This window comes from Cohnella suwonensis, from assembly GCF_042655365.1.
In the GTDB taxonomy this organism is placed as follows: Bacteria; Bacillota; Bacilli; order Paenibacillales; family Paenibacillaceae; genus Cohnella; species Cohnella suwonensis.
On record NZ_JBHSMH010000044.1, the window covers coordinates 41,808 to 65,618 of the forward strand.

A 23,811-nucleotide genomic window follows, 5' to 3' on the forward strand; every position below is an offset into this window, starting at 1 on the left:
TCCACTCCGTTCCGTTGCGCTAAAGTCGTGCCCTGATGTATGTTATGACTATGCGAAAGGGGACATGCCCATGTCTATGTTGCCACTCCGTAATTGCTTGCCCTACGACATCGTCATGAACGACGTCGTCGCGCAGGAATGTCCGTTCTGCCGAAGCGCCAACGTGCTTCTTCCGCTGAAGCCGGACGACGTTTCTAGTATGTACGGCGGCCGCCGCAAAATCATGCTCGTCTTCCCATGCTGTCACGGGAGCGTGCGGATGATCGACGCAGACGCCGATTACTTGCTTGCGAACCGCCCGATCAGGGGCAAATAAGTTTACGCCTCATGTTGCTGCATTTCTTCCGGCAATTCCATGCCTTGTCCGGTCATCTCTTCTCGGATGGCTTGCCACTGCTCCCTGGAAGCGCGAATCATGGCCGCATCGACGATTTTCTTGTCTTGAATGACCCGCCCGAACCATCTGACGGCCTCCTGGAACAAGCCGAGTCGCTTATGCAGTTCCCCGATCAAATACATGAGACGGGCGTTGCTGATCGAATCCCGCTCCGTCTCGTACACCCTCACGTAAGCATCCTTCGCGAATTCGATGAAACGGATTTCTTGCTCTTTCTTTCCTTCGTAACGGTACAACCACGCGATGTGATGCAGAAGCGCCGCTATCACGCGATCCTTCTCTCCGATCGCTTGCGCCGTCAGCAGCGCGAGCTTATAACATTCCATCGCCGTTTCGAGCGTCCGTTCTCCGCCGTAATCGCGGTATTTCCATTGTTGGCCGATCTTCTCGTAGTACGCCGTTTTCATTTTCTGATTCAGACGCTCCGTCGAATTCTCGGTCGAGGTGAAGCCGCATTGCGGACATACTCTCACGACATAATAATCCGGATTAACCGTCTTGAAGTAAGAACAAAAGTCGGTATCCGTTCGGACCGCTTTCTTCAGACTTGGCCTGACCCTGGAAGTTTGAAAGCTGCTTTCGCAACAAATGCAATCGATCTTGATCTGGAATAACGGCTCCACGACAAGGCCTCCTAATGACTGGAAGATTCGGACTCGGTGTTGACGAAATGATGCGCGGGGCCGGACAATCGCTCGAGCGCGAGCTTGCGGACAGGTTCGGGCGCATCCGTCTCCGAGAGCGCGAGCGCCATGCAATCCAGCCAGGCGTTCGCCCGCTCGGGCGTGATCTCGAACGGCAAATGGCGCGCCCGCATCATCGGATGACCGTACTCGTTGGAATAAAGCGGAGGCCCGCCCATGAACTGCGTCAGAAACAAATATTGTTTTTCCATGACGGGCGTAATATCTTCGGGAAATAACGGAGCAAGAAGCGGATGCCGCTGCACCTTCGGGTAAAATCTCTCGACCAGATCCCGAATGCCGTCGGCTCCGCCGAGAGCTTCGTATAGCGTATCGTAGTTGGGCACGGGAACCTCCTGGGAACAAGAAAGGGATAGGCAAATCGTCCTACAAGGCTCTAAAACGCGATAAAGGACTACGCCGATTATACCACACGAGGTCCCTAGAGCGCATAGGCCGGGGAATATGAATAAAGTCCCGTAAACACAAAAATCGCCCGCTAGGGCGATTAGGAGCGGCGTCTGGGCCGGATCGGAGATCTGGGATTATATTTCTTCTTCGGGCGCAGCCAGCGACTCGCGAATGACGTATACGAAAGCGCATACAATCAAACCTGCAACGATTCCCGCCATTTGTCATCACTCCAGCTTCTCATTTGGAATTCAGGCTTGGGCTGCTCGATATGCGGCTACGTTTATCTGGTTCCATTGTAGCACAAACCCGCGACCGCATCACTACAAATTTGTAAACGGTTGCAGGAAATCGATTCCTCGCGGGGGACGAAAGTTTGTCCCTTATCGCTCATATAGTGGGACATAAAGCATTCCATGCTGGGAGGAAAAACAGTTGGCGACTACGCGGCTTTCCCCGCGCTTCGGCCCCCGCCTCCGCCGCCGCCGTTCGTTAATGGCCGGCGCGGTCGCGATCGGCGGTTTCTCTTTATTCATCGGCGCGCTCGCGCTCGCGTTCCCTCAAACCGCGCTGGACGCTTCGCTGCGGGGCGTTGCCGTCTGGTGGGACGTGCTGTTCCCGGCGTTGTTCCCTTTCTTCGTGCTATCGGAGCTCATGCTCGGCTTCGGCATCGTCCATATGGCGGGCACGTTGCTCGATCCGCTCATGCGCCCGTTGTTTCGACTGCCCGGCGTAGGCGGTTTCATCGTTGCGATGGGCTTCGCCTCCGGTTACCCGGTCGGCGCCAAGCTGACGTCCAGGCTCATGGATCAAAAGCTCGTCACGCGGTTCGAAGGAGAACGGCTCGTCGCCATGACGACGACTTCCGACCCGATCTTCTTGATGGGCGCCGTGTGCATCGGCTTCTTCGGCTCGCTGGAACCCGCGCCCGCGATAGCCGCCGCCCATTACGGCGGCGCGTTGCTGCTCGGCGTCGCCGGGCGGTTCCTCCGCGCCAAGCCGTCCATCGCGCCGACGGACGAAACCGTATCGGAAGCGGAGCCCCTCGACGCCACCGAGCCGATCGCCGTAAAGGGCGGGCGCTTGCGCGCGGCCATAGCCGCCATGCATCGGGCCCGCCTGGCGGACGGACGGCCCTTCGGCATTCTGTTGCAGCAATCGCTACTCTCTTCGCTCGGGCTGATGATGATCGTCGGCGGACTGGTCGTCTTCTTCTCCGCCGTGCTCGACCTGCTCGTGAACAGCGGCTTCCTTCTGCTGTTTCGGGACGCGACGGGACAAATGCTGAAGCTGATCGGCTTGTATCCGAACCTCGCTCCCGCCTTCGTGAACGGACTATTCGAAGTGACTCTCGGCGCGAAGGCGGCGGCGTCCGACGCGGCCATTCCGCTCGTGCACCGCGCCGCCGTCGCCGCTTTCGTGCTGTCATGGGCGGGGTTGTCCGTTCATGCCCAAGTGGCGGGACTCATGAGCGGAACCGGCTGGCGATACGCCCCGTTCGCTCGCACGCGGCTCGTCCACGGTCTCCTTTCCATGCTGCTCGTGTACGCGGTATGGCCGATCTTTCCCGCGGGCTCCTCGTCGAACGCCGCCTCTTCCGTCATTGCCAACGTAGGTACCGTTTCCGTTCCGGGGACCGTAGTCGCCGTATGGCAATCTCCCTTGTCGTCTTTCGGTCTGATCGGCTTGACGTTCGCCGGCGTTCTGGCGATCGTCGTCGTCGCGGGAACCATCGCGTCGGTCTCAAGCTCGATCCGGCGGCGGCGCGGCGCGTAAAGAAGCGCCGGAGAATTGCGGAGACGAGGATTGAATTCGACACCGTTATTGTTTATGATCGTATCAACAAGGCTTGTCGGAAGGAGCTCCCGAAATTGAAATACGCATTGCTGGACCGGGGAGACAAGTTGTCCCGCGAATTGGCGGAGCAGTTCCGTTCCCTCGCGAACGCCAAGGGTTTAGAGATGGACGAAGCGTCGCCCGAGATCGTCGTTTCCATCGGCGGAGACGGCACGTTGCTTCAGGCGTTCCACCGGTTCAAGAGCCAACTGGATCGCGTTTCCTTCATCGGCGTGCATACCGGGCACCTCGGTTTTTACGCGGATTGGCAGAAAGGGGAAATTTCCCAGTTGGTCGATCTGATGGCGAACTCCGAGCCGCGCCTGATCCAATATCCGCTCTTGCATGTCGTCATTACGACGGCCGAAGGATCGACGGAGTACCTAGCGCTGAACGAATTTTCGCTCAAAAGCGTGGACGGCACGTTCGTCGCCGCGATCCAGATCAACGACGTCCCCTTCGAAACGTTCCGCGGAGACGGCATCGTCATATCGACGCCTTCGGGTAGCACCGGCTACAATAAGAGCCTCGGAGGCGCCGTCATCCACCCTTCGCTGGAAGCGTTGCAGCTCGCGGAGATGGCTTCGATCAACAACCGGGTATATCGTACGCTAGGCTCGCCCGTCATTCTTCCGAAGCATCATCACTGCGACATTCTCCCGGACGCGGAAGACGAGCTGGCGATCGGCATCGATCATCTCGTCATGCAGATGAGCGGAGTCACTTCGATTCTGTGCAAAGTGGCGGACAACAAAATCTCCTTTGCCAGACATCGCCCGTTCCCGTTCTGGAATCGCGTGCGGGAAGCGTTCATCGGCTCTCCGTAACGGAATCCGTTACGGAGAAAGGCCATCCCGGTCGTCCGGGATGGCCTTTCTCCGTCTATGCGTCTATTCGCCCTGCCTCGGGGCGCCGGTCTCGGGGCGAGGACCGGCGTCCGGCCTGGCGTTCGGTTTCGGTCCGAAGCTCTTGCGCCTGCGGTTTTTGCCTCCGTGCCAACGATTGTCGCCTCGCGAGCCTTCTTGGCGCTCTTGCTGAGGTTGCAGCGGTTGAACCGCTTGCGGCTGACCGCCTCCCCTGTTGTCCGGGGAACGGTTCGCTTGAGCCTCTCCTCCGCCCTGCTGGCGCGGATGCTTGTTAAGCTGCTGACGGTTCGCTCCTTGGGCTCCGCCTTGGCCGCCCGAGGATGGCCTGCGATCGCCTTTGGTGCCGGAAGGTCCATGCTGGGATCTGCCTTGCCTGCTATCCTGGCCTTGCTTATAGCCGCTGCTCCGGGATCCGGAATAACCGCCCGAATGCGACGAGTCCCGGTTGCCGTTAGCGCTTGCAAGCCTACGCTCGGCATCCGCGGCCGCGCGGGCGACGGCGGACACGGTAATGTTCGGCACGCGGACGGGACCGCCCGCGCGCTCTTTCAACGGCCAGCGCAGGATCGGTCCGTTCGGAACGGCGGCCGCGGCCGCCGTCTCCGCTACCTGCTCGCCCGTTTCATTGAGGGCGACGATCGCTTCAGGCGACTCCTCTTGGGAAATCTCGGCATCGGGAGGCAGAGCGTTGCTGTCCATCTTGTTCAATACGAAGTGCGCGCAACCGAAGTTGCAGTACTCGTTGATGTAATCGACGAAGCTGGAAATCGACGATTCCTTCGTCGCGCGAGGATGGCCGTCCCGGTAAAAACCTCTCAGGCGTAGCTGATTGTAGCCCCAGTCGCCGACGATAAAATCGAAACGCTCCAACACTTCGCTGTATCTCTCGCGAAACGCTTCCGGATTCCATCCGTTCTTATACTCGTGCGTGAGCGAGTACGCGTTGCCTCCCGCCATGAAAATCATGTTAGGCTCTCCTCCAGAAGGCCGTTATTCCGGGCCTCCGCCGATTTGACTTGTTCGTGCGCGTGATAGGAGCTGCGAACGAACGGCGCGGATTCCACGTGGGAGAAGCCGCGTTTCAACCCTTCTTCCTTCAGAGCCTTGAACTCGTCCGGATGCACGTACCGGACGACGTCGAGGTGGGAAGGCGACGGTTGCAAATATTGGCCGAGCGTCAAGATGTTGCAGTCGACCGCGCGGAGATCTTCCATCGCCTGCAAAATTTCTTCGTAGGTTTCGCCGAGTCCGAGCATGATGCTTGATTTCGTCGGAATGTTCGGTTTCATTTCCTTCGCCCGCCGGATCAGTTCGAGCGACCTGCGATATTTCGCTTTCGCCCGTACCCGGTTGGACAGCCGTTCCACCGTCTCGATGTTATGGTTCAGAATGTCCGGTTGGACGTCCATGACGATCTGAAGCGAGTCCTTGTCCCCCAGGAAATCAGGGATGAGCACTTCGACGCTGCAGAACGGCATCCGCTTGCGGATCGCTTTGACTGTCGCGGCGAAGATCGAAGCCCCGCCGTCCTTCAGATCGTCCCTCGCGACGGAGGTGACGACGCAATGCTTCAACCCCATCTGCTCGGCCGCTTCGGCTACCCTTTCCGGTTCCTGAAGGTCCAGCTCGGTCGGCAGGCCCGTCTTGACTGCGCAGAACCGGCAAGCCCGCGTACAAATATCTCCCAGAATCATGAACGTGGCGGTACGGTTGGCCCAGCATTCGTATATATTCGGACAGCGCGCTTCCTCGCATACGGTATGAAGCGTCTTGCTGCGCATCACTTGCTTGAGTTCTTGATAAGGCTCGCCCGTGGTCAGCTTGATCTTAAGCCACTCGGGCTTGCGAGGCTTGGCGCCTGTCGTCATCGGAAATCCCCTCTTTCTGTCCCCCTTATTATAGCATGATTCGGATAAAAACCAATGATCTGTAAACCATACTCCCATACACGTACAGGCCATGATATCCGATCCGATATTCAGAACTGAGGGGGAATCTTTTTGCGACTTTACTGGCGAAGATGGAACGCCGCGCCGATGCGCCCAACCCGTGCCGCGTCCGCGCTCGTCGCCGCGTTGCTGGCCGCTTGCGGATTCGGCGCCGCCGGCCCCGGCACGGCATCCGCCGCGTCCGTAGTATTGCCTCATGCAATCGCGGCGACCCGTTCCTCGGATGTACCGTCGGGCGCCGAGATCTACCAGAAAAGAAAACAGCTGTACGACGCGATCTCCGCGAAGACGGGACTCGACTGGCAGATGGTGGCGGCGATCGACCAATACGAGAGGACGATGTCCCGCGCTCATCCGAAATCGAGACCGAAAAAGGACGATGCCGTCGTCGGCGTCTACGTGTCGGAGTCCGACTGGAGCGGTAACCTGAATCCCGACCCCGACGATGACAACCCTTCCTCGATCCGTTTCTTCTACGGCATCGGACGCGACGGATCCGGCGACGGCCGCGCCGAACGGGAGCAAGACGAAGACGCGCTCTATTCCGTTGCCGTCCAAGCGCTGAAGCAAGGCATCTCGGACGACGACTTCAGCATCGGACTCTGGGAGTATTACCACAATACGAGGGCCGTCCAACGCATATTGCAATACGCCAAGATGTACCGGCATTTCGACCGATTGGACTTGAGGGGAAGCGCCTTCCCGTTGCCCGTAGGCCATTCGTATTCGTTCCGTAGCACGTGGGGGAACGGCAGAAGCTGGGGAGGCTATCGGATTCACGAAGGCACCGACATTTTCGCCGGCCACGGCGTCACCGTCCGCAGCACCTGCTACGGCGTCGTCGAGATCAAGGGTTGGAACGCATTCGGCGGCTGGCGGATCGGCATCCGCGATCTCAACAACCTGTATCATTATTACGCGCATCTGTCCGGCTACGAGAAAAGCCTGAAAGTCGGCGATATCGTCAAACCGGGGCAAACGATCGGCTGGGTCGGCAGTTCCGGTTACGGAAAGCCGGGAACGCAAGGGAAATTCCCGCCGCATTTGCACTACGGCGTATACAGGGACCGGGGCTTGGTGGAATGGGCGTTCGATCCATATCCGCTGCTTAAGCGCTGGGAACGCGACGAATTCAAGTCACTTCGTAACAGGAAATAACGAGAAAGACCGCGTTTATCCTCCGGATAAAAGGCGGTCTTTTTCGTTATTGGGCGTTTTCGCTTTTCGGAAGCGCCGACTGCAACGCCGGAGGGTTGCCCGGCAATGCGATCGGCGGCGCCTGGGCCGCGCCGTTGCCGACGGGATTGCCATTCCCGTCGTAGTAATAGGCAGGGACGTCTCCGACGACAAGCGCGAAAGAAAGCGGAATCGACGTTTCGATCGTTTGGGCGTCCTGATCGAACGGAATGACAACCGCGATCTCGGTCCGGATACGAACGTCGACTTCCACGAGAACCATGTTGATGCCCATCTCGCTCTGCTTCGTCTGCACGTCCGCCTTCACCACGCTCGCCGGGTGGAATTTCACGGATACCGACGGTCCGATCGACGAAATGAACGGGCTATTGAGCGCGTGTCCGATCGGAATTCGCTCCGGCACGTCTTCATAATGCTTCAGGACGCCGGATACCGTTTCGATCGCTTTCGCCGTAATTGCCATCTGTTCCTTATAGTCGATTTCGAACCCCGTGATTTTACCCGCTTCGTTCGTCTTCCAACGAATCATTTTATCCGAATCGGCCATCTTCGCGATATTGTCCGTCAGCGCCGCGTTGATCGCTTCCGTCGCCATTTGGTTGACGCGCACCTTCGCCAGGAACATCAGCGGCTTGCGCAGCTCCCTATCGAGGAACAGCAAGCTCTCCACGACGGCGAACGCGACGAGGAACGCAACGATCAGCCAGAAATGGCGTCGTTTCATCCTCTTGCGGGGAGGAGGCGAATTCCATTTCTTCGCAGGTGTGAACCCGGACCTAGTCGGCGGCGAGAACCATCTCCGCGTTCCCCATTTACGGGGCGCCGGCCGGTAAGGGGAGCCGTTGACGTTGAGTTTGATGCCGGATCCCCATTTGCGCGGTTGCATTTTCGGAAGCGAGCCTCCACCCAGCAGATCGAAAGGAAACTTTCTTCCCCATTTTCTGCGCAACGTATTCCCTCCCCGAGTCGGTTCGGCGGGTCGTCCCCGTCATGGTTCAAGCTTATGCGGCTCGCGCGCGAAAAAGAAGCCGGGCGAATGCCCGGCTTCATGTTGTCGAGAAACCCGCGAGCTCTTTTGTATCCGAAAAGCCTCGCTCCATCGGACATGTTACGCATTCCCTGGGATTCGCTGCCGCCCGTTGAAGCGTCTCCTCCCGACAACCTGCAAAAGTGCAGTTTGTTCGGGGTAATCTTGTCAAAACGACTCAACAACCTGCAAAAATACATTTTGTCGAGTCGAAATGGAGCGTTTCTCACGAAAAGTAGTAAACAACCTGCATATTTGCAGGTTGTCTACGAACATTTGAATAAACGAGCCAAACAACCTGCATATTTGCACGTTGATTGCCTGTTGGGGCGAAAACGGCTAAGCGTAAACGGCAGATCGGCAAAAATACGATTGAGTAACCGTGGATAAGGACTTTCTCGACAGCCTGAGAAACCGGGCGAATGCCCGGCTTCTTGCACGACAGGTGTTTATTGCTTGGATAACCGCTTGAGAAGCTCAGCTTTTTGCGCTTCGAACCCGGGTTTTCCCAGCAGCGCGAACATATTGATTTTGTACGCCTCGACGCCCGGTTGATCGAACGGGTTCACCCCGAGCAGCAAGCCGCTGATGCCGCATGCTTTCTCGAAGAAATACACCATTTCCCCGTACGTGTATTCGTTCAGCTCGTCCAATTCGACGATCAGATTCGGAACGCCTCCGTCCACGTGGGCGAGCCTCGTGCCTTCCGCGGCCTTCTTGTTGACCTCGTCCATCGTCATGCCCGCGATGAAGTTCAAGCCGTCCAGATTGCCCGAGTCTTCGAGAATCGTCCACTCGACCCGCGGCTTTTTCACCGCCAGCACCGTCTCGATCAGATCCCTCCGGCCTTCTTGGACGTATTGTCCCATCGAATGCAAATCGGTCGTAAAGTCGACGGATGCCGGATAGAGACCCTTCTGGTCTTTGCCTTCGCTTTCGCCGAACAGCTGCTTCCACCATTCGGATACGAAATGCAAGGCCGGTTCGTAATTGGCCAGCAGCTCGATCGTTTTGCCTTTGCGATAAAGAGCGTTGCGAACGACCGCGTATTGATAGCTCTCGTTGGAAGCCAGATCCGGATTGTCGTATTTCTTCGCGGCGGCGGCCGCGCCGGCCATCATCCGATCGATGTCGAGTCCGGCTACCGCGATGGGGAGAAGGCCGACCGCGGTCAGGACGGAGTAGCGTCCGCCTACGTCGTCGGGAATGACGAACGTTTCATAGCCTTCTTCGTCGGCCAGCTTTTTAAGCGCACCCTTGGCTTTGTCCGTCGTCGCGTAGATGCGTTTGCGCGCTTCTTCTTTCCCGTATTTCTTCTCCATGTAATCCCGAAGAACGCGGAACGCGATCGCGGGCTCCGTCGTCGTCCCCGACTTGGAGATGACGTTCAGGGAAATGTCCTTGCCTTCAAGAAGCTCCAACAAGTGGGAGATATACGTGGAGCTGATGTTCTGGCCGGCGAAATACACTTGCGTATTGCCGTTCATCTGGTTGTGGAACGTATGGGAGAGCGCTTCGATCGCGGATCTGGCTCCCAGATAAGAACCGCCGATGCCGATGACGACCAAAGCTTCGGAGTTGCCGCGGATCCGCCCTGCCGCTTCCTTGATCCGAGCGAATTCTTCCTTGTCATATTGGAAAGGCAATTCGACCCAGCCCAGATAGTCGTTGCCCGGACCTCTCTTCTCGTGAAGCATGCGGTGCGCCGCCTCCACGAAATCTTGCGCATAGTCGACCTCGTGCTGCTGCATGAACGACAGCGCGTTGGAATAATCGAATCTGATAGTCATGTTCTCTTTCTCTCCTCCGTATGGTTGTCTTCTTGGTTCTACTATAATCGGGTTAGCAACCATAGAGGTAATTGATAGATTTAACAGGAGATATAGACATGGTCTATATCTAAACTTGTGTAAAAAATGCTTCATCGATTCCAGAGTGAGAACTTTAGCCGGTTTGCAAACGGTGCCATTCCAAGATGTCCTTATCCTGCTATTTTATGCGCTTGCTCCGGACAACCGATCTGCCGATCCAGGACATCGGCCGACGCTGCGGCTTCGAGAGTTGCGTTCTCCCTGGATTCTGCCGCTCGCTGAACCGCCTCCTTCAGACAACCTGCTAAAATGCAGTTTGTTCGGGGCAATCTCGCCAAAACGACTCAACAACCTGCAAATATACAGTTTGTTGAGTCGAAATGGGCGTTTCTCGCGAAAAGCAGAAAACAACCTGCATATTTGCAGGTTGTCCACGATCGTTGAATAAACGAGCCAAACAACCTGCATATTTGCAGGTTGTTTGACTGTTAGGGCGAAACGGCTATGTATAAACGGCGGATCGGAAAAATGCGATTTCACTGCCTCTTGATAAGCTGGGCTGTAATACCAGGCTTTGGCTAACGGTATGCTAGCCAGAATCGTAATGATCCCGGCGACTTACCTATTTAATGCTCAGAATGCCTAAATCGTAGGTAAATAGATTCGATAGCCGGTCACGCCATCCGCTGCCGCTGCGCTTCGAACAACAGCACCGTCGCCGCCATCGCGACGTTCAGCGACTCCGCCCGGCCGGTCATCGGGATAATCACATTCGCATGCGCGAATGCGCTAACGGCTTCCGACATGCCCGCTCCTTCGTTGCCGAAGACGAGCCAGACGTTGCGGCGGAAGTCATAATCGTAACAGGACCGCGCGGCTTGCAGGCTCGTGCCGACGACCGAGGCGCCGCGGGCGGCCGCTTCCGGAAGCAGATCTTGCAAATCCGCCTCCAGCACAGGTACGTGAAACAACGCCCCCATCGTCGCGCGAATCGTTTTCGGGTTGTACAGGTCGACCGTGCCTTTGCCCAAGACGACGGCGGTCGCCCCGCTCGCGGCGGCGCTTCTGACGATCGTGCCGACGTTGCCCGGATCTTGCACGCCGTCGAGCGCGACGACAAGCCCGCGGTCTCCCGCGCCGAATAGCGCTTCGGCGCTTGGCGGGCGCTTCAGCGCCACGGCGAAGATCGGCTGCGGCGTGCCCGTCTCGCTGCATTTGGCGATGACTTCCGGCGACACCGGATACCACCTCGGACCTTCTCCGTTCCCCGACGTCTCGATGTACGTCCCGAACTTCTCCAACGCGTCCGAGCCTTCGTCGAACGCGACGGCTTCGAGCGGCCAACCGGCATCGAGCGCTTCCTTGACGAGATGAACGCCTTCGAGAAGGAACTTCCCTTCCCGTTCCCGATGCTTGCGCTCCAGCAGCTTCGCCCAAGCTTTCGCCTTCGGGTTCGCCGCCGATTCGATGTATCCTTCTAGTTTAAGGCTCCGCATGCGCTTGCTCCAGTTTCGTTAAGAGATCGTTCTTGCCGACGATGACGAGCACGTCGTCCTTCAGCAAAGGCTCGTCCGCGCGGGGCGTAATGTTCATTTCCCCGCCCCGCTTCACCGCGAGCACGTTGCAATTGAATTTCTGGCGAATGTCCAATTGCTTGAGGTTTTTTCCGTACATAACGCTCGGCAGCTTCATCTCGACGATGCTGTAATCGGCGGATAGCTCGATATGCTCGAGAATGTTAGGCGAGATCAGATGATGGGCGACGCGTAGTCCCATGTCTCGCTCCGGGAACACGACCTTGTCCGCCCCGATCTTCCCGAGCACCTTGCCGTGAAGCTCGTTCTGCGCTTTGACTATGATATACGGAACGCCGAGATCCTTCAGGATCAGCGTCGTCAATATGCTGGATTGGATATCCTGGCCGATGGCGACGACGACGACGTCGAAATTGCGAATACCGAGGGCGAGCATCGCCTCCTCGTCCGTCGAATCCGCCGTGACGGCGTGAGTGACGGCGTGGGCGACGTCTTGGACGCGCTGCGCGTTATCGTCGACGGCGAGCACCTCGTAACCAAGCTCGGCCAAATATTTCGCGACGCTCGATCCGAACCGTCCCAATCCGATGATCGCGAACTGTTTTCTCGCATGGCGGGCGAACGTTTTTTTGGACAACGAAATCGTTCCTCCTATCGTCTCCCTGAATGGAGCCTTACGGCATTCATTATAGCATAACGGCGGCCGGGCATAACCGCCACGGCGATCGGGCAATCTACACGGGAAATTCGTTATTCGACCAGAGGAGGTTGTCCCATGGAACTGACTTTACGGCAAGCGATCGTTCAGAACATTCGGGGCAAAGATGCCGGCGAGCTCGCCGCTATCGTCGACGATGCGATCGATGGCGAAGATATGGCGCTGCCCGGCCTCGGCGTCGTGTTCGAGATGATCTGGAAGGGCAGTACCGATGCGGCCCGCAGCAAAATGATGAGCGTGCTGCACAAGAAGCTGAATCCCGCCGTCCCCTCGAAAGCACCGAAAAAAACTTAGCCGAAATCCCGTGCCGAATAGACGACCGTCCCGTTCACGATCGCTTGGCGAACGAGCGGCACGTCGCGGACTTGGCCGACGACGATGACGTCCGCGCTTTTGCCCGGCTCCAGTGAGCCGATCCGGTTCGCCCGTCCGAGCGCCGTCGCGGGGTTCAACGTCGCCATGTTCACGGCCCTGGGCATCGCGATGCCTTCCCTCTCCAGCTTAAATACGGCATGAAGCAATGACGCGGGATGGTAGTCCGAGCACACGATGTGTCCGGCTCCGGCTCGGATCGCATCGATCGCGCTCAAGTTGCCGTCGTGCGAGCCGCCGCGCACGATGTTCGGAGCGCCGAGGCAGACGCCCATTCCTTTCGTTCTCGCGTATTCGGCCGTTTCGAGATTAAGAGGAAATTCCGTCACCGTCGCGAAGAAGCCGAGCGACCGGTTTACGGCCTCCGTGCTGTCGTCGTCGTGCGACGCGATAGCGATGCCGCGTCCCCTTGCCTCGGCCGCGAGCGCCTTCAGTTTGCTCCAATCGACTCGGGCGCGCCTCTCTTGCAGTTCCTCGACGATCACGCCGACCTCGTCCAAGCCGACGCCCTGATTTTTCATGACGTATTTCTCGAAAGCGCCAGGGCGGTGATATTGTCCTTGGCCCGGTGCATGGTCCATGAACGAGACGTAATCGAGCAACCCTTCTTCCATAAGCGCCCTAGCCAAGCCGAAACCGGTCAGATGCGAGACTTCGTAACGAAGATGCACGCCGTGCCGGATCATCGCCCGCTCCTTGCGCAGATCGGCAATCAAGCGGACGATCTCGGACACGAGGTGCTCGCCGCGCAAGCTGAGGCCGACCCCCAGCGACAGCGAATGGAGCATCGTCGTGATACCGTGTCCCGCGAGCTTGCGCTCGAAATTCAGGAACGCCATCTCCATCGGGAACAGCGTGTTCGGCCTGGGCTCTATTTCTTTCTCGATCGCGTCGCAATGAATGTCGACCAACCCCGGCAACACCCAAGCGCCTTCCGCTTCGATGACCCGTCCTCCGCTATCGCCCGGCTCGCCGACCGATACGATCGTACCGTCCTCGATCGCGACGTCTCCGCGGATGACCCGATCCGGCAGAACGACGCTTCCTCCCCTAATCGTCAATCTGCTTCCCATGAACGAACCGACTCCAGTCCTTCGCCACATTTCGCGACTTGTATTGATCTCCATTTTACATGATCGGACGTTCATCGCCAAACGCCTTCCCCTTGACGCCTAAGCGCCTGGCGCGGAAATCGGTCGTTCCCCTATCTTCTTCGGGAAGTCAGCTTCGCTTGCGCGAACAGCAGCAAATAATCGTAGCCTCCCGCCTTCGAGTCCGTGCCCGACATGTTGAAGCCGCCGAACGGATGGACGCCGACGAGAGCGCCCGTGCACTTGCGGTTCACGTATAGATTGCCGCAGAACATCTCTTCCAAAGCATACGCGATACGATCTTCGTCCTTCGAGAAAAAGGAGCCCGTCAGCCCGTACTCGGTATCGTTGAAAATCTCGATCGCTTCCTTGTAGTCTTTCGCTTTGGCGATCGCGAGCACCGGTCCGAAGATCTCCTCCTGCATGATGCGAGCTTGAGGAGCGACGTCCGCGAAAGCCGTCGGCTCGATATAGTAGCCGTTCCCTTCCGCCTTGCCGCCTCCCGCGATCAATCGTCCCTCGGCACGGCCGACGTCGATATAGTCGAGAATCTTATCGTATGCGCGGCGGTCCGCGACCGGCCCGATCTGCGCGTTCGTCTCGGGAAGGCCGATCGTCAGCTTCCCGATCGCCGCCGCGATCTTGCCGACGATCTCGTCGTATACTTGCTCGACGACGATCGCGCGGGAGCCCGCGGAGCACTTCTGGCCTTGAAAGCCGAACGCGCCAGCGACGATGGCGGAAGCCGCGGCGTCCAGATCGGCGGTTTCATCTACGACGACGCCGTCCTTGCCCCCCATCTCCGCGATGACCCGCTTGATCCAGCGTTGGTCTTCGGCCGTCTCCGCCGCCAGCTTGTTGATGCGCAAGCCGACCTCCTTGGAGCCGGTGAAGCTGACGAACCTCGTTCGCGGATGGGCGGTCAAATAATCGCCGATGTCCGCTCCGCTCCCCGGCAGGAAGTTCACGACGCCCGGAGGCAGGCCGACTTCCTCCAGCAACGAGTAAAATTCGTACGCGACGACGGGCGTCAGGGAAGAAGGCTTAAGCACGACCGTATTGCCGCAGACGATCGCCGCCGCGGTCATTCCCGCGCAGATCGCCAGCGGGAAATTCCACGGCGGGACGACGACGCCGACCCCGAGCGGCAAATATTCGATCCGGTTGTTCTCGCCCGGCGTTCTGACGAGCGGACGAAGGGCATTCGCCTCGGACAAGCGCAGCATCTCGCGCGCGTAGAAGCCAAGAAAATCGATCGCCTCCGCCGTGTCCGCGTCCGCCTCCGACCAATTTTTCCCTGCCTCGACGACCATAGCGGCGGAGAAAGCGTGCTTGCGGGAGCGCATGAGCGCGGCCGCCCGCAGCAGCAAGTCAGCGCGCTCTTCGACGCCGACCCGCTTCCAGCTTTCGAAAGCCTCGAGCGCCGCCGACATCGCCTCCTCCGCATGCTCCCGCGTCGCTTTGGCGACGTATCCGACAATCTCGTCCGTCTTGCCGGGATTGATCGATACGATCCTCTCCTCCGTCAACGTCCGGCGTCCGCCGATCGTGAGCGGAATATGCCGGCCGAGCTTGCTTTTGAATGCGGCGATCGCGCCCTCCATCGCCGCCTTGTTGCCCGGTAACGTGAAGTCGGTAAACGGTTCGTTCGCGAATGCGGGTAAATCGGCTGATCTTGATCTTGGATGTGCCATCTCTTTAATCGCCTCCGTTCAAGATGATCCGAATCCGTTCGAGCGCGAAATCGAGCTCGTCTTTCGTTGTCGTCAAAGGAGGAGCGACTCGGATCGTCGTTCCGTGCGTTTCCTTGCACAGCACGCCGAGCCGCTGAAGGCTTTCGCAATACGGCCTCGCTTGTTCCGTCAGTTCCAAGCCGACGAAGAGTCCCCGCCCCCGAATCTCTTTGATCCGGTCGTTCTTCAGCTTGCGGAGTTCCCCGGCGAAATACCGGCCCAGCTCCGCCGACCTCTCCACGAGACCTTCCTCGGCCAGAACGTTCATCGCTTCGATCGAGACGGCGCAGGCGAGCGGATTGCCGCCGAACGTCGAACCGTGAGAGCCCGGATCGAATACGCCGAGGACGCTCCGGTCGGCGGCGACGGCGGACACCGGCATAACGCCGCCTCCGAGCGCTTTGCCGAGAACATAGACGTCCGGCTCAACCAACTCCGCTTCGCAAGCGAACGTCACCCCCGTCCGGCCGAAGCCGGTTTGGATTTCGTCCGCGACGAACAGCACGTTGCGTTCCCGGCACAATGCCGACGCGGCGCGCAAGTATCCTTCCGGCGGCATCCGGATGCCCGCTTCCCCTTGGATCGGCTCTACGAGGAATGCCGCGGTCGCCGGCGTTATCGCATTCCTTAACGCGTCGATATCCCCGAAAGGCACGATTCGGAAGCCGGGCGTGAACGGTCCGAAATCCTTCTTGTACTCGTCCTCCGAAGAAAACGACGTGATCGTGACGGTGCGGCCGTGGAAATTGCCTTCGCAGACGATGATTTCCGCTTCGTCCGGCGGTACGTTTTTCGTCCGGTACGCCCATCTTCTTGCCGCCTTGATCGCCGTCTCGACCGCTTCCGCTCCGGTGTTCATCGGAACGATGCAATTTTTCCCCGTCAGCGCGGATAGCTTCTCGTACCACTCGGCCAACCTATCGTTGTGGAAAGCCCTGGAGGTCAGCGTCAATCGGTCCGCTTGCGCCTTCAGCGCCCCGATGATACGCGGATGCCGGTGCCCGAAGTTAAGCGCGGAGTAAGCGCTCAACATGTCGAGGTATCTCCGGTCCTCGGGATCTTCGACCCAACTGCCTTCCGCTTTGGCGACGACGATCGGAAGCGGTTTGTAATTGTTGGCCCCTAGCGCTTCCGTCCGCGCTATAATGCTTGCGGTTCCGCTGCCCGTACCGGGACCGTTCGTCGAATGGGACATTCGGGTTCGCCTCCTCCGGGTCTACAAGATCCTCTCGCCGAACAAGGAACCGACGAGGCCGACGGCGACCGATGCCGTCTTGTTGCCGACGTCGAGCATCGGGTTCACTTCGACGATTTCCGCCGAGACGAGGCAGCCGCGCTCGTGGATCGTTTCCATCGCGAAGTGGCTTTCCCGATAGGAGAGCCCGCCGGGAACCGGCGTCCCGACCCCGGGCGCTTCGCTCGGGTCCATCCCGTCCAGATCCAGGCTTAAGTGGACGCCGTCGGTTCCGTCCGTCACGATGCGCAGCGTCTCTTCCATAACTTGAAGCATGCCGAACCTGTCGATCTCATGCATCGTGAAGACGCGTATGCCTTGCGACTTCAAGAAATTCCGTTCGCCGGGATCGATCGAACGGGCCCCCAGAATGACGACGTTACGCGGATCGACGACGTTCTCTTCGCCTCCGACGGCGAGCAAGTTCGGATGCCCGTAGCCAAGGCATACCGCGAGCGGCATGCCGTGGATGTTACCGCTGCCGGTCGTCCGCTCCGTGTTGACGTCGCTGTGAGCGTCGAACCAGATGACGCCGAGCTTGCGAACGTGCTTCCGCACGCCTTTGATCGTCCCGATCGCGATGCTGTGGTCGCCCCCGATGACGAACGGGAATCTTCCTTCCTTTAGCGCGCCGTCGACTGCCCGGCATAATTCTCGGTTTACTTGAGCGACCTCGTGCAAGTACTTCAAGTTCGTTCCGGACGCGGCCGGCTCCTCCGCTTTCGGAACCGCGATATCTCCGGCGTCCCGCACGTCGAAGCCGAGCGCCTGCAGCCTCGCTTGCAACTGGGCGCCGCGCAAGGCGCTCGGCCCCATCTCGACGCCCCTTCTATCCGCACCGTAATGTAGAGGAACGCCGATCAACGTCAGCTTGTCGCCGTTCATCGAGAACCGCCTCCTTCCGTCTAACTCTTCCGCATCGACTTCAGCACGAACCAAACGTTGGCCGGCCTTTCCGCCAACCTGCGCATGAAGTAGCCGTACCAGTCGTCTCCGAACGGAACGTACACCCTGACCGTATAGCCGTCATCCGCCAGCCGACGTTGCAGCTCCGGGCGGATGCCGTATAGCATTTGAAATTCGAACGCCGTTTTCGGAATGCCGTTGCAGAGAGCGAACTCGATTGCTCTCGCGATAATCGCCTCGTCGTGGGTCGCGATCGCCGCGTAATGTCCGCGTTTCGCGTGGGCTTCGACCAGCCTGACGAAATTGCGATCGACGTCCGCCTTGTCCGGGTAGGCGACTTCCGGCGATTCTTTGTACGCCCCTTTCACGAAACGCAAATTCGGCGAATGGACGGACAATCGCTCGACGTCCGCTTCCGATTTGTACAAATAAGCTTGAATGACGGCGCCGACCGTTTCCCCGTAGATGGCGCGAAGCTCTTCGAACAGGCTGAGCGTCGCTTCGTTATGCGCATAACCTTCCATGTCGATCCTGACGAAGTTCCCGTATTCCCGGGCGCGATCCAGAATTCTCCCCAGATGGGTCCGGCAGAGCCCCCGATCGACGTCGAGGCCGATCTGCGTCAGCTTCAAGCTCAAATTCGAATCGACGCCGGCGGACCGTATGGCGTCCAGCGTACGGAAGCAGCATTCGGCCATCTCCGACGCCGTCTTCGCATCGGTCACCGACTCTCCCAGATGGTCGAGCGTCGCCTTGATGCCGAGAGCATTCAGCTCCCTGACGGCCTCGATGGCCGTCTCGACCGTCTCGCCGGCCACGAATCTCCGCGCGCCGAAGCGCAGTCCCCATATTCTCGCGGCATGGGTCGCCCATGCGCTTCTGGATAAAGCCAAAAAAACGTTCCGGGTAATCATGCGGCAGCGCTCCCTTGTCATCCGCATAGTCTTCGATCTTTTATTGTATGCCCGGAAAGCGGCTTAGGCGTCTCCTTTGTCGGGATCGCGCGTTCTTCGCGAAAACGCAAAAAACCGCATCCCGGGGATGCGGCTTGAAGGCATGTTTGCGGTTAAGGAGCGACTTCGAGGAATTGCAGGTCCGGCATGCGCTCCATCGCCGTTCTCATGGCGTATTCGTTCTCGAACAACGCGACGGGGATGTCGTTTTTATCTTTGACCAGCGTCGAGTTGATGCGGAACTTGGACGGATCGACCTTCCCGCCGACGATCCACCTCGCGAATTGGAACTGCGTGCGGAACAGCTGAATATCGACGCCGTACTCGTTCTTCATCCGGTATTCGAATACCTCGAATTGGAGCTGGCCGACGACGCCGAGGTACGTTTCCTCGAACGCGCCGATGGATTGAAACACTTGCACCATGCCCTCTTCCGTCAGCTGGTCCAAGCCTTTGAGATATTGCTTCTGCTTCAGCGCGTTCTTGATCGACACTTTGGAGAAAATTTCCGGCGAGAACGTCGGCAGTTCGTTGAACACGACTTCCTTGCCTTCGCTCAAGCTGTCCCCGATGCGGAAAATGCCCGGGTCGAACAAGCCGATAATGTCGCCCGGATACGCCGTCTCGACGATGTCCCGGTCTTGCGCGAGGAATTGCTGCGGCTGCGACAGCTTGATATCCTTCCCGGCGCGGACGTGCTTGACGCTCATGCCGCGTTGGAATTTACCCGAACAGATGCGCAGGAACGCGATCCGGTCGCGGTGGGCCGGGTTCATGTTCGCTTGGATTTTGAAAACATACCCGGTAAACTTCTCGTCGTTCGGATCTACCGTGCCGTCCGTCGTCTGGCGTTCGGTCGGCTTCGGCGCAAGCTCCAGGAAATTCTCGAGGAACGTCTGCACGCCGAAATTGTTGACCGCGCTGCCGAAGAATACCGGAGTCAGTTGGCCCGTGCGCACCTTCTCGTAGTCGAAGGCGTCGCCCGCGACGTCGAGCAGCTCGAGATCGTTCGCCAGTTGCTCCGCTAAATAATCGCCCGCCATCTCGCGGATGATCGGATCATGGTAGTCTTCCGTCTTGCGGACTTCGATCGTGCTGTGGTCTTTGCCTTGGAACAGCTCGACTTGGTTTTTCATCCGATCGAACACGCCGCACAGCTCGCGTCCCATGCCGATCGGCCAGTTCATCGGAACCGAGCGGATACCGAGCACGCGTTCGATTTCCTCGAGAAGCTCGAACGGATTCTGACCTTCGCGGTCCAGCTTGTTGATGAACGTGAAGATAGGGATGCCCCGCTTGCTGCATACTTGGAACAGCTTGATCGTCTGCGCCTCTACGCCTTTCGCGACGTCGATGAGCATGACCGCGCTATCCGCCGCCGTCAGCGTCCGGTACGTATCCTCGGAGAAGTCTTGGTGACCGGGCGTATCCAGAATGTTCACTTGCTTGCCTTCGTATTGGAACTGCATGACCGAGGAAGTTACGGAAATACCCCGTTGTTTCTCGATTTCCATCCAGTCGCTCGTCGCGTGCCGCGCCGCTTTGCGCGCCTTGACCGAGCCGGCGATGTGAATCGCGCCCCCGTACAGGAGCAGCTTCTCCGTTAGAGTCGTTTTCCCCGCATCGGGGTGGGAAATGATCGCGAACGTACGGCGCTTCTCGACCTCTTGCCGCAGTTCGTCTTTCGTTTTATCGCTCATCCGTGTTCGAAGTTCCCTTCACGTTAAAATGACAGCTTTCATTATAGCATACTTACGCCGAAATGCTTCGTTCACGCTTGACCGTCGCTACGTCTCAAGCATCTTCGTGGAAATAAAATAAAACCTGCCGGGTTCCGGCAGGCTAGATAACAATATTGTTCTAATATGTCGGATCTAAAACGACGGCCTATTCGCTTAATGGGACAACGTCGCGCCCTCTTCCGTCTCCCGCTTCTTCAACACCTCGTGCTTGAGGAACCAACAGATGATGAATGCGGCGATCACGAAGAAAATCGAGATGGAGAAGATGTGCTGGAACGCGTCCGCGAACGAAACCTGTATGCGATCGACCAGATCCGCCGCGAGCCCGCTCGGAATGCCGCCCGTCGCGATATTGTCGGCCGTTCCTTCGGGCAGCTTGTCGGCGATATCGGCGATTCCCCCGGTAATTTTCTGCGACAGCAGGCTCCCGAACACGCTCAGCCCGATCGTCGCGCCCAGCGCCTGGAACAATTGAACCATGCCGAGGGCGATGCCGCTGTTTTCTTTCTCGACCGACTCCTGCACGATCAAGTTGTCGCCTCCGAACAGTGCGCCGATGCCAAGACCGAGAATAAAGAAAGTGACGATAATGTAGAGAACCGTCGTTTCCACGCCGATCTGCGAAAGCAAGTAGAAACCGACGATCGGCAGCGCGAAGCAGACGATGAAGAGCGTCCGGTAAGGCAACCGGGTGATGAGGAATCCGTTCACGATGCTCGATGGAATCGCGCCCGCCATGAACGCCATCATCAAGTAACCGGATGCCGTCGGCGTAAGCCCCATGACGTTCTGCGCGAAGAACGGGAACGTCGCGATGCCGCCCATGATGCCGAGCATCAATATGAATACGATCATCGATAACACGACGACGTTCCGGTTTCGGAACAGATGAAGCGGAATGATCGGCTCCTTCGCCTTCGATTCGATGTAGACCAGAATCGCGAATAAGACGGCGGCGATCACCAGCAAGCCGATAATCAGCGGTGAAGACCAGCTATAACCCTGATTATCGATCAGCACGGGAGCCATCAAGAGCGATAACAAGCCGAGCACGAGCGTCGTCGCCCCCGCCCAGTCGATGGAACGTTTTTCTTCGCCTCTCTTTTCGCGCATGCCCTTGGAGATAACTGCGGCGGCGACGAGTCCGACCGGAATGTTGATGAGGAAAACCCAATGCCAATTCACGCTGCCGACGATTTGACCGCCGACCGTCGGTCCGAGCAACTGTGGAATAATCATGAGCGGACCGAACAGGCTTTGGATTTTGGCCCGTTGTTCTAGCGGATACGTATCCCCGATAATGACTAGCGCAAGGGGCATGAGTCCGCCCGCGCCGATGCCTTGAATGTCCCGGCCGATCAGCAGCCACGTCATCGACGGCGCCAAGCCGCAGACGATCGAGCCCGCGATGAACAAAGCTATGCAGCTTAAATACACTTTTTTACGGCCGTACAGATCCGCCAGCTTCCCCAAGATCGGCATGAACATCGTAATGGCCAGCATGTAGACGCCCGCGACCCAACCGTACAACGACAACCCGTGCAACTCGCGAATAATCGTCGGCATCGCCGTGGAGACGACCGTCTCGTCGAGCTCCGCGAAAATCAATCCGATCAACAAGCCCGTCAGCACGAGCGCCTTGTTGTTCGCTTTCTCTCCCGTCGCGCCTAACGAGGCGCTTTTCGTTACTCCCACTTTTACACCTTCCCGTCTTCATAGCCGCCTGCAAGCGGCGCTTCCGTTACGATACGACTCGAATATGAACTCAACGTGAACGCGAGCCGCATTCGACGCCCGTTAATGGCCGGAGGCGTATTCTTTGCTTTCCGCCGTCGGATCCAACTTCGTCCGCCCCATGAAGAACGCGGCGAAAAGCGCAAGTACGGCGGGAATAATCGCCCATGCGAACGTGTATACGATCGAAGAAGACAGCATCTTCGTGATCGGATCCAGTATTCCGGGCGGAATATGCTCGCGCAGCTCCGGCGCAAGCAGCGAATGCGGGTCTTTCATGTCGAAGCCTTCAGGCAATTGCGGCATTTGCGCTTCTCCGCCGTCACCCTTGGAGAAGAAGTCCGTCATTTTGTTCAGGAACACATGGCTTTGGATAATGCCGAACGTCGTAATGCCGATCGTCATGCCGAGCGACCGAATGAAGTTCAGCGTCGCGCTGGCCGTTCCGCGTTGACGGGCGTCGAGTCCGTGGATCGCCGCGTTGCTCAATACCGAGAACGAGGCGCCGATGCCGAGACCGATTAGAATCATGTACAGCGTCACGATCAATCGCGTGGAATCCGAATTCAGCGTCGCTACGAGCGCCGTGCCCAACACCAGAATCGCGAGCGTCGGAATCATGATATTGCGATACGGTAGCTTCGTCATCAGGAAACCGCCCATCGTCGCCGTGACGACGGAGCCGACCATCATCGGGAGCAGCACGAGTCCGGAATTCGTGGCGGACCCGCCGAGCACGCCTTGGATAAAGATCGGAATGTAGACTGAAGCGACGATGAAAGCCGCGCCGCTGAACAGGGAGACGATGATGCTCGTCGCGTATAATCTGTTCTTGAACAACCCGTACGAGATAATCGGCTCCGCGACTTTCGTCTCCGTGATGAGGAACGCGATCGCGAGCACGGCGAAGCCGGCGAACAATCCGATGATTTCCCCGGAGTCCCACGCGAATTTCTTGCCCCCGAGCTCGAGCGCGAACATGAGGCAGACGACGGCTCCGACGAGCGTGAACGCGCCGACCCAGTCGATCCGTTGCTTGGAGTGCTCGTGCGATTCTTGGTAGAAGAAAGCGATCATGACGAACGCCAGCACGCCGAGAGGCAAGTTAATGTAGAAAATCCACTCCCACGCGATATGGTCCGTAATATACGCGCCGAGCAGAGGTCCGAAGATGCTCGACAAGCCGAACACGGCGCCGAACAATCCGCCGAGCTTGCCGCGCTTCTCCAGCGGCACCGCGTCGAACATGATCGTGAAAGCGATCGGCACGAGGGCGCCGCCGCCGATGCCCTGAATCGCGCGGTAAAGCGCCAGCTCCGCGATCGAGTTCGCCGTACCGCACAACGCGGAGCCCGCCATGAACACCAGGATGCCGAAGACGAAAAACCTTTTGCGTCCGTACATATCCGACAGCTTGCCGAAGATCGGCATGCCCGCCATCTCGGCGACCATGTAGGCAGAGGTGACCCAGACGAACTGATCGAGTCCGCCTAATTCTCCAACGATGTTGCCCATCGCGGTGGCGACGATCGTATTGTCCATCGAAGCCATCAGAATGCCGAGAAGCAATCCGGCGATGACGATGCCAATATTACGATTGGCCGCTTGATTCATTT

21 protein-coding genes are annotated in these 23,811 nt (G+C 58.4%); 5 read left to right on the top strand and 16 right to left on the bottom strand.

Annotated elements, in window-relative coordinates; translation table 11 throughout:
* The first annotated feature begins 70 nt into the window (after positions 1–70).
* A complete protein-coding gene (locus ACFPPD_RS14575; protein ID WP_378082538.1) occupies positions 71–316 on the top strand; it encodes a hypothetical protein in 246 nt (81 codons plus the stop codon).
* A 2-nt stretch (positions 317–318) separates the two neighbouring features.
* Here the strand turns inward: ACFPPD_RS14575 and ACFPPD_RS14580 are convergent, their stop codons facing one another.
* On the bottom strand, positions 319–1,020 hold the full coding sequence (locus ACFPPD_RS14580) for a DUF2225 domain-containing protein (RefSeq protein WP_209749452.1): 702 nt from the start codon (positions 1,018–1,020) through the stop codon (positions 319–321).
* 11 nt (positions 1,021–1,031) lie between these two features.
* Complete coding sequence (locus ACFPPD_RS14585) at positions 1,032–1,427, bottom strand: globin domain-containing protein (protein ID WP_209749451.1); 396 nt, start codon at positions 1,425–1,427, stop codon at positions 1,032–1,034.
* 499 nt (positions 1,428–1,926) lie between these two features.
* Here ACFPPD_RS14585 and ACFPPD_RS14590 point away from each other — a divergent pair, with 499 nt between their 5' ends.
* Together ACFPPD_RS14590 and ACFPPD_RS14595 are read left to right on the top strand one after the other, a co-directional pair.
* On the top strand, positions 1,927–3,267 hold the full coding sequence (locus tag ACFPPD_RS14590) for a nucleoside recognition domain-containing protein (protein ID WP_209749450.1): 1,341 nt from the start codon (positions 1,927–1,929) through the stop codon (positions 3,265–3,267).
* Between the two features lie 95 nt (positions 3,268–3,362).
* A complete protein-coding gene (locus tag ACFPPD_RS14595; RefSeq protein WP_209749449.1) occupies positions 3,363–4,154 on the top strand; it encodes an NAD kinase in 792 nt (263 codons plus the stop codon).
* 63 nt (positions 4,155–4,217) lie between these two features.
* On the opposite strand, the gene ACFPPD_RS14600 is transcribed toward ACFPPD_RS14595, so the two are convergent.
* Together ACFPPD_RS14600 and lipA are read right to left on the bottom strand one after the other, a co-directional pair.
* Complete coding sequence (locus tag ACFPPD_RS14600; RefSeq protein WP_378082539.1) at positions 4,218–5,159, bottom strand: YutD family protein; 942 nt, start codon at positions 5,157–5,159, stop codon at positions 4,218–4,220.
* A complete protein-coding gene (gene lipA, locus ACFPPD_RS14605) occupies positions 5,156–6,061 on the bottom strand; it encodes a lipoyl synthase (protein ID WP_209749448.1) in 906 nt (301 codons plus the stop codon). Before lipA ends, ACFPPD_RS14600 begins: the two co-directional genes overlap by 4 nt.
* Before the next feature lie 168 nt (positions 6,062–6,229).
* Here lipA and ACFPPD_RS14610 point away from each other — a divergent pair, with 168 nt between their 5' ends.
* The gene (locus ACFPPD_RS14610) at positions 6,230–7,300 is read left to right on the top strand and encodes a M23 family metallopeptidase (protein ID WP_209749496.1); all 1,071 of its coding nucleotides are present in this window, start codon (positions 6,230–6,232) and stop codon (positions 7,298–7,300) included.
* A 46-nt stretch (positions 7,301–7,346) separates the two neighbouring features.
* Here the strand turns inward: ACFPPD_RS14610 and yunB are convergent, their stop codons facing one another.
* From yunB to ACFPPD_RS14630, 4 genes are all read right to left on the bottom strand, one after another.
* Positions 7,347–8,288: a sporulation protein YunB gene (gene yunB, locus ACFPPD_RS14615; RefSeq protein WP_378082541.1), complete on the bottom strand. Its 942-nt coding sequence runs from the start codon at positions 8,286–8,288 to the stop codon at positions 7,347–7,349.
* Between the two features lie 527 nt (positions 8,289–8,815).
* Positions 8,816–10,156, bottom strand: a complete 1,341-nt coding sequence (locus ACFPPD_RS14620; RefSeq protein WP_209749447.1) for a glucose-6-phosphate isomerase — start codon at positions 10,154–10,156, stop codon at positions 8,816–8,818.
* A 695-nt stretch (positions 10,157–10,851) separates the two neighbouring features.
* Positions 10,852–11,673: a TrmH family RNA methyltransferase gene (locus tag ACFPPD_RS14625; RefSeq protein WP_209749446.1), complete on the bottom strand. Its 822-nt coding sequence runs from the start codon at positions 11,671–11,673 to the stop codon at positions 10,852–10,854.
* Positions 11,660–12,349 carry a potassium channel family protein gene (locus tag ACFPPD_RS14630; RefSeq protein WP_209749445.1) on the bottom strand — a complete coding sequence of 230 codons (690 nt, stop codon included), beginning with the start codon at positions 12,347–12,349 and terminating at the stop codon, positions 11,660–11,662. The genes ACFPPD_RS14625 and ACFPPD_RS14630 overlap by 14 nt, the downstream gene beginning before the upstream one ends.
* A 138-nt stretch (positions 12,350–12,487) precedes the next feature.
* On the opposite strand from ACFPPD_RS14630, the gene sspI reads away from it, so the two are divergent.
* Entirely contained in the window at positions 12,488–12,724 is a 237-nt protein-coding gene (sspI, locus tag ACFPPD_RS14635; RefSeq protein ID WP_209749444.1) for a small acid-soluble spore protein SspI, read from the top strand.
* On the opposite strand, the gene ACFPPD_RS14640 is transcribed toward sspI, so the two are convergent.
* The 8 genes from ACFPPD_RS14640 to ACFPPD_RS14675 form a co-directional block, all read right to left on the bottom strand.
* The gene (locus ACFPPD_RS14640; RefSeq protein ID WP_209749443.1) at positions 12,721–13,875 is read right to left on the bottom strand and encodes an alpha-D-ribose 1-methylphosphonate 5-triphosphate diphosphatase; all 1,155 of its coding nucleotides are present in this window, start codon (positions 13,873–13,875) and stop codon (positions 12,721–12,723) included. The two genes, sspI and ACFPPD_RS14640, sit on opposite strands and share 4 nt — an antisense overlap.
* A gap of 131 nt (positions 13,876–14,006) precedes the next feature.
* A complete protein-coding gene (pruA, locus tag ACFPPD_RS14645; RefSeq protein ID WP_209749442.1) occupies positions 14,007–15,587 on the bottom strand; it encodes an L-glutamate gamma-semialdehyde dehydrogenase in 1,581 nt (526 codons plus the stop codon).
* 4 nt (positions 15,588–15,591) lie between these two features.
* Positions 15,592–16,821: an ornithine--oxo-acid transaminase gene (locus ACFPPD_RS14650; protein WP_209749441.1), complete on the bottom strand. Its 1,230-nt coding sequence runs from the start codon at positions 16,819–16,821 to the stop codon at positions 15,592–15,594.
* A gap of 21 nt (positions 16,822–16,842) precedes the next feature.
* On the bottom strand, positions 16,843–17,745 hold the full coding sequence (gene rocF, locus ACFPPD_RS14655; protein ID WP_209749440.1) for an arginase: 903 nt from the start codon (positions 17,743–17,745) through the stop codon (positions 16,843–16,845).
* Between the two features lie 20 nt (positions 17,746–17,765).
* Positions 17,766–18,680, bottom strand: a complete 915-nt coding sequence (locus ACFPPD_RS14660) for a proline dehydrogenase family protein (RefSeq protein ID WP_209749439.1) — start codon at positions 18,678–18,680, stop codon at positions 17,766–17,768.
* Between the two features lie 152 nt (positions 18,681–18,832).
* Positions 18,833–20,419 (bottom strand): peptide chain release factor 3, encoded by a 1,587-nt coding sequence (locus ACFPPD_RS14665; RefSeq protein WP_209749438.1) that lies wholly within the window; start codon positions 20,417–20,419, stop codon positions 18,833–18,835.
* 195 nt (positions 20,420–20,614) lie between these two features.
* The gene (locus ACFPPD_RS14670) at positions 20,615–22,156 is read right to left on the bottom strand and encodes an MDR family MFS transporter (protein ID WP_209749437.1); all 1,542 of its coding nucleotides are present in this window, start codon (positions 22,154–22,156) and stop codon (positions 20,615–20,617) included.
* A 102-nt stretch (positions 22,157–22,258) separates the two neighbouring features.
* Positions 22,259–23,809, bottom strand: a complete 1,551-nt coding sequence (locus ACFPPD_RS14675) for an MDR family MFS transporter (protein ID WP_209749436.1) — start codon at positions 23,807–23,809, stop codon at positions 22,259–22,261.
* Between the last annotated feature and the right edge of the window lie 2 nt (positions 23,810–23,811).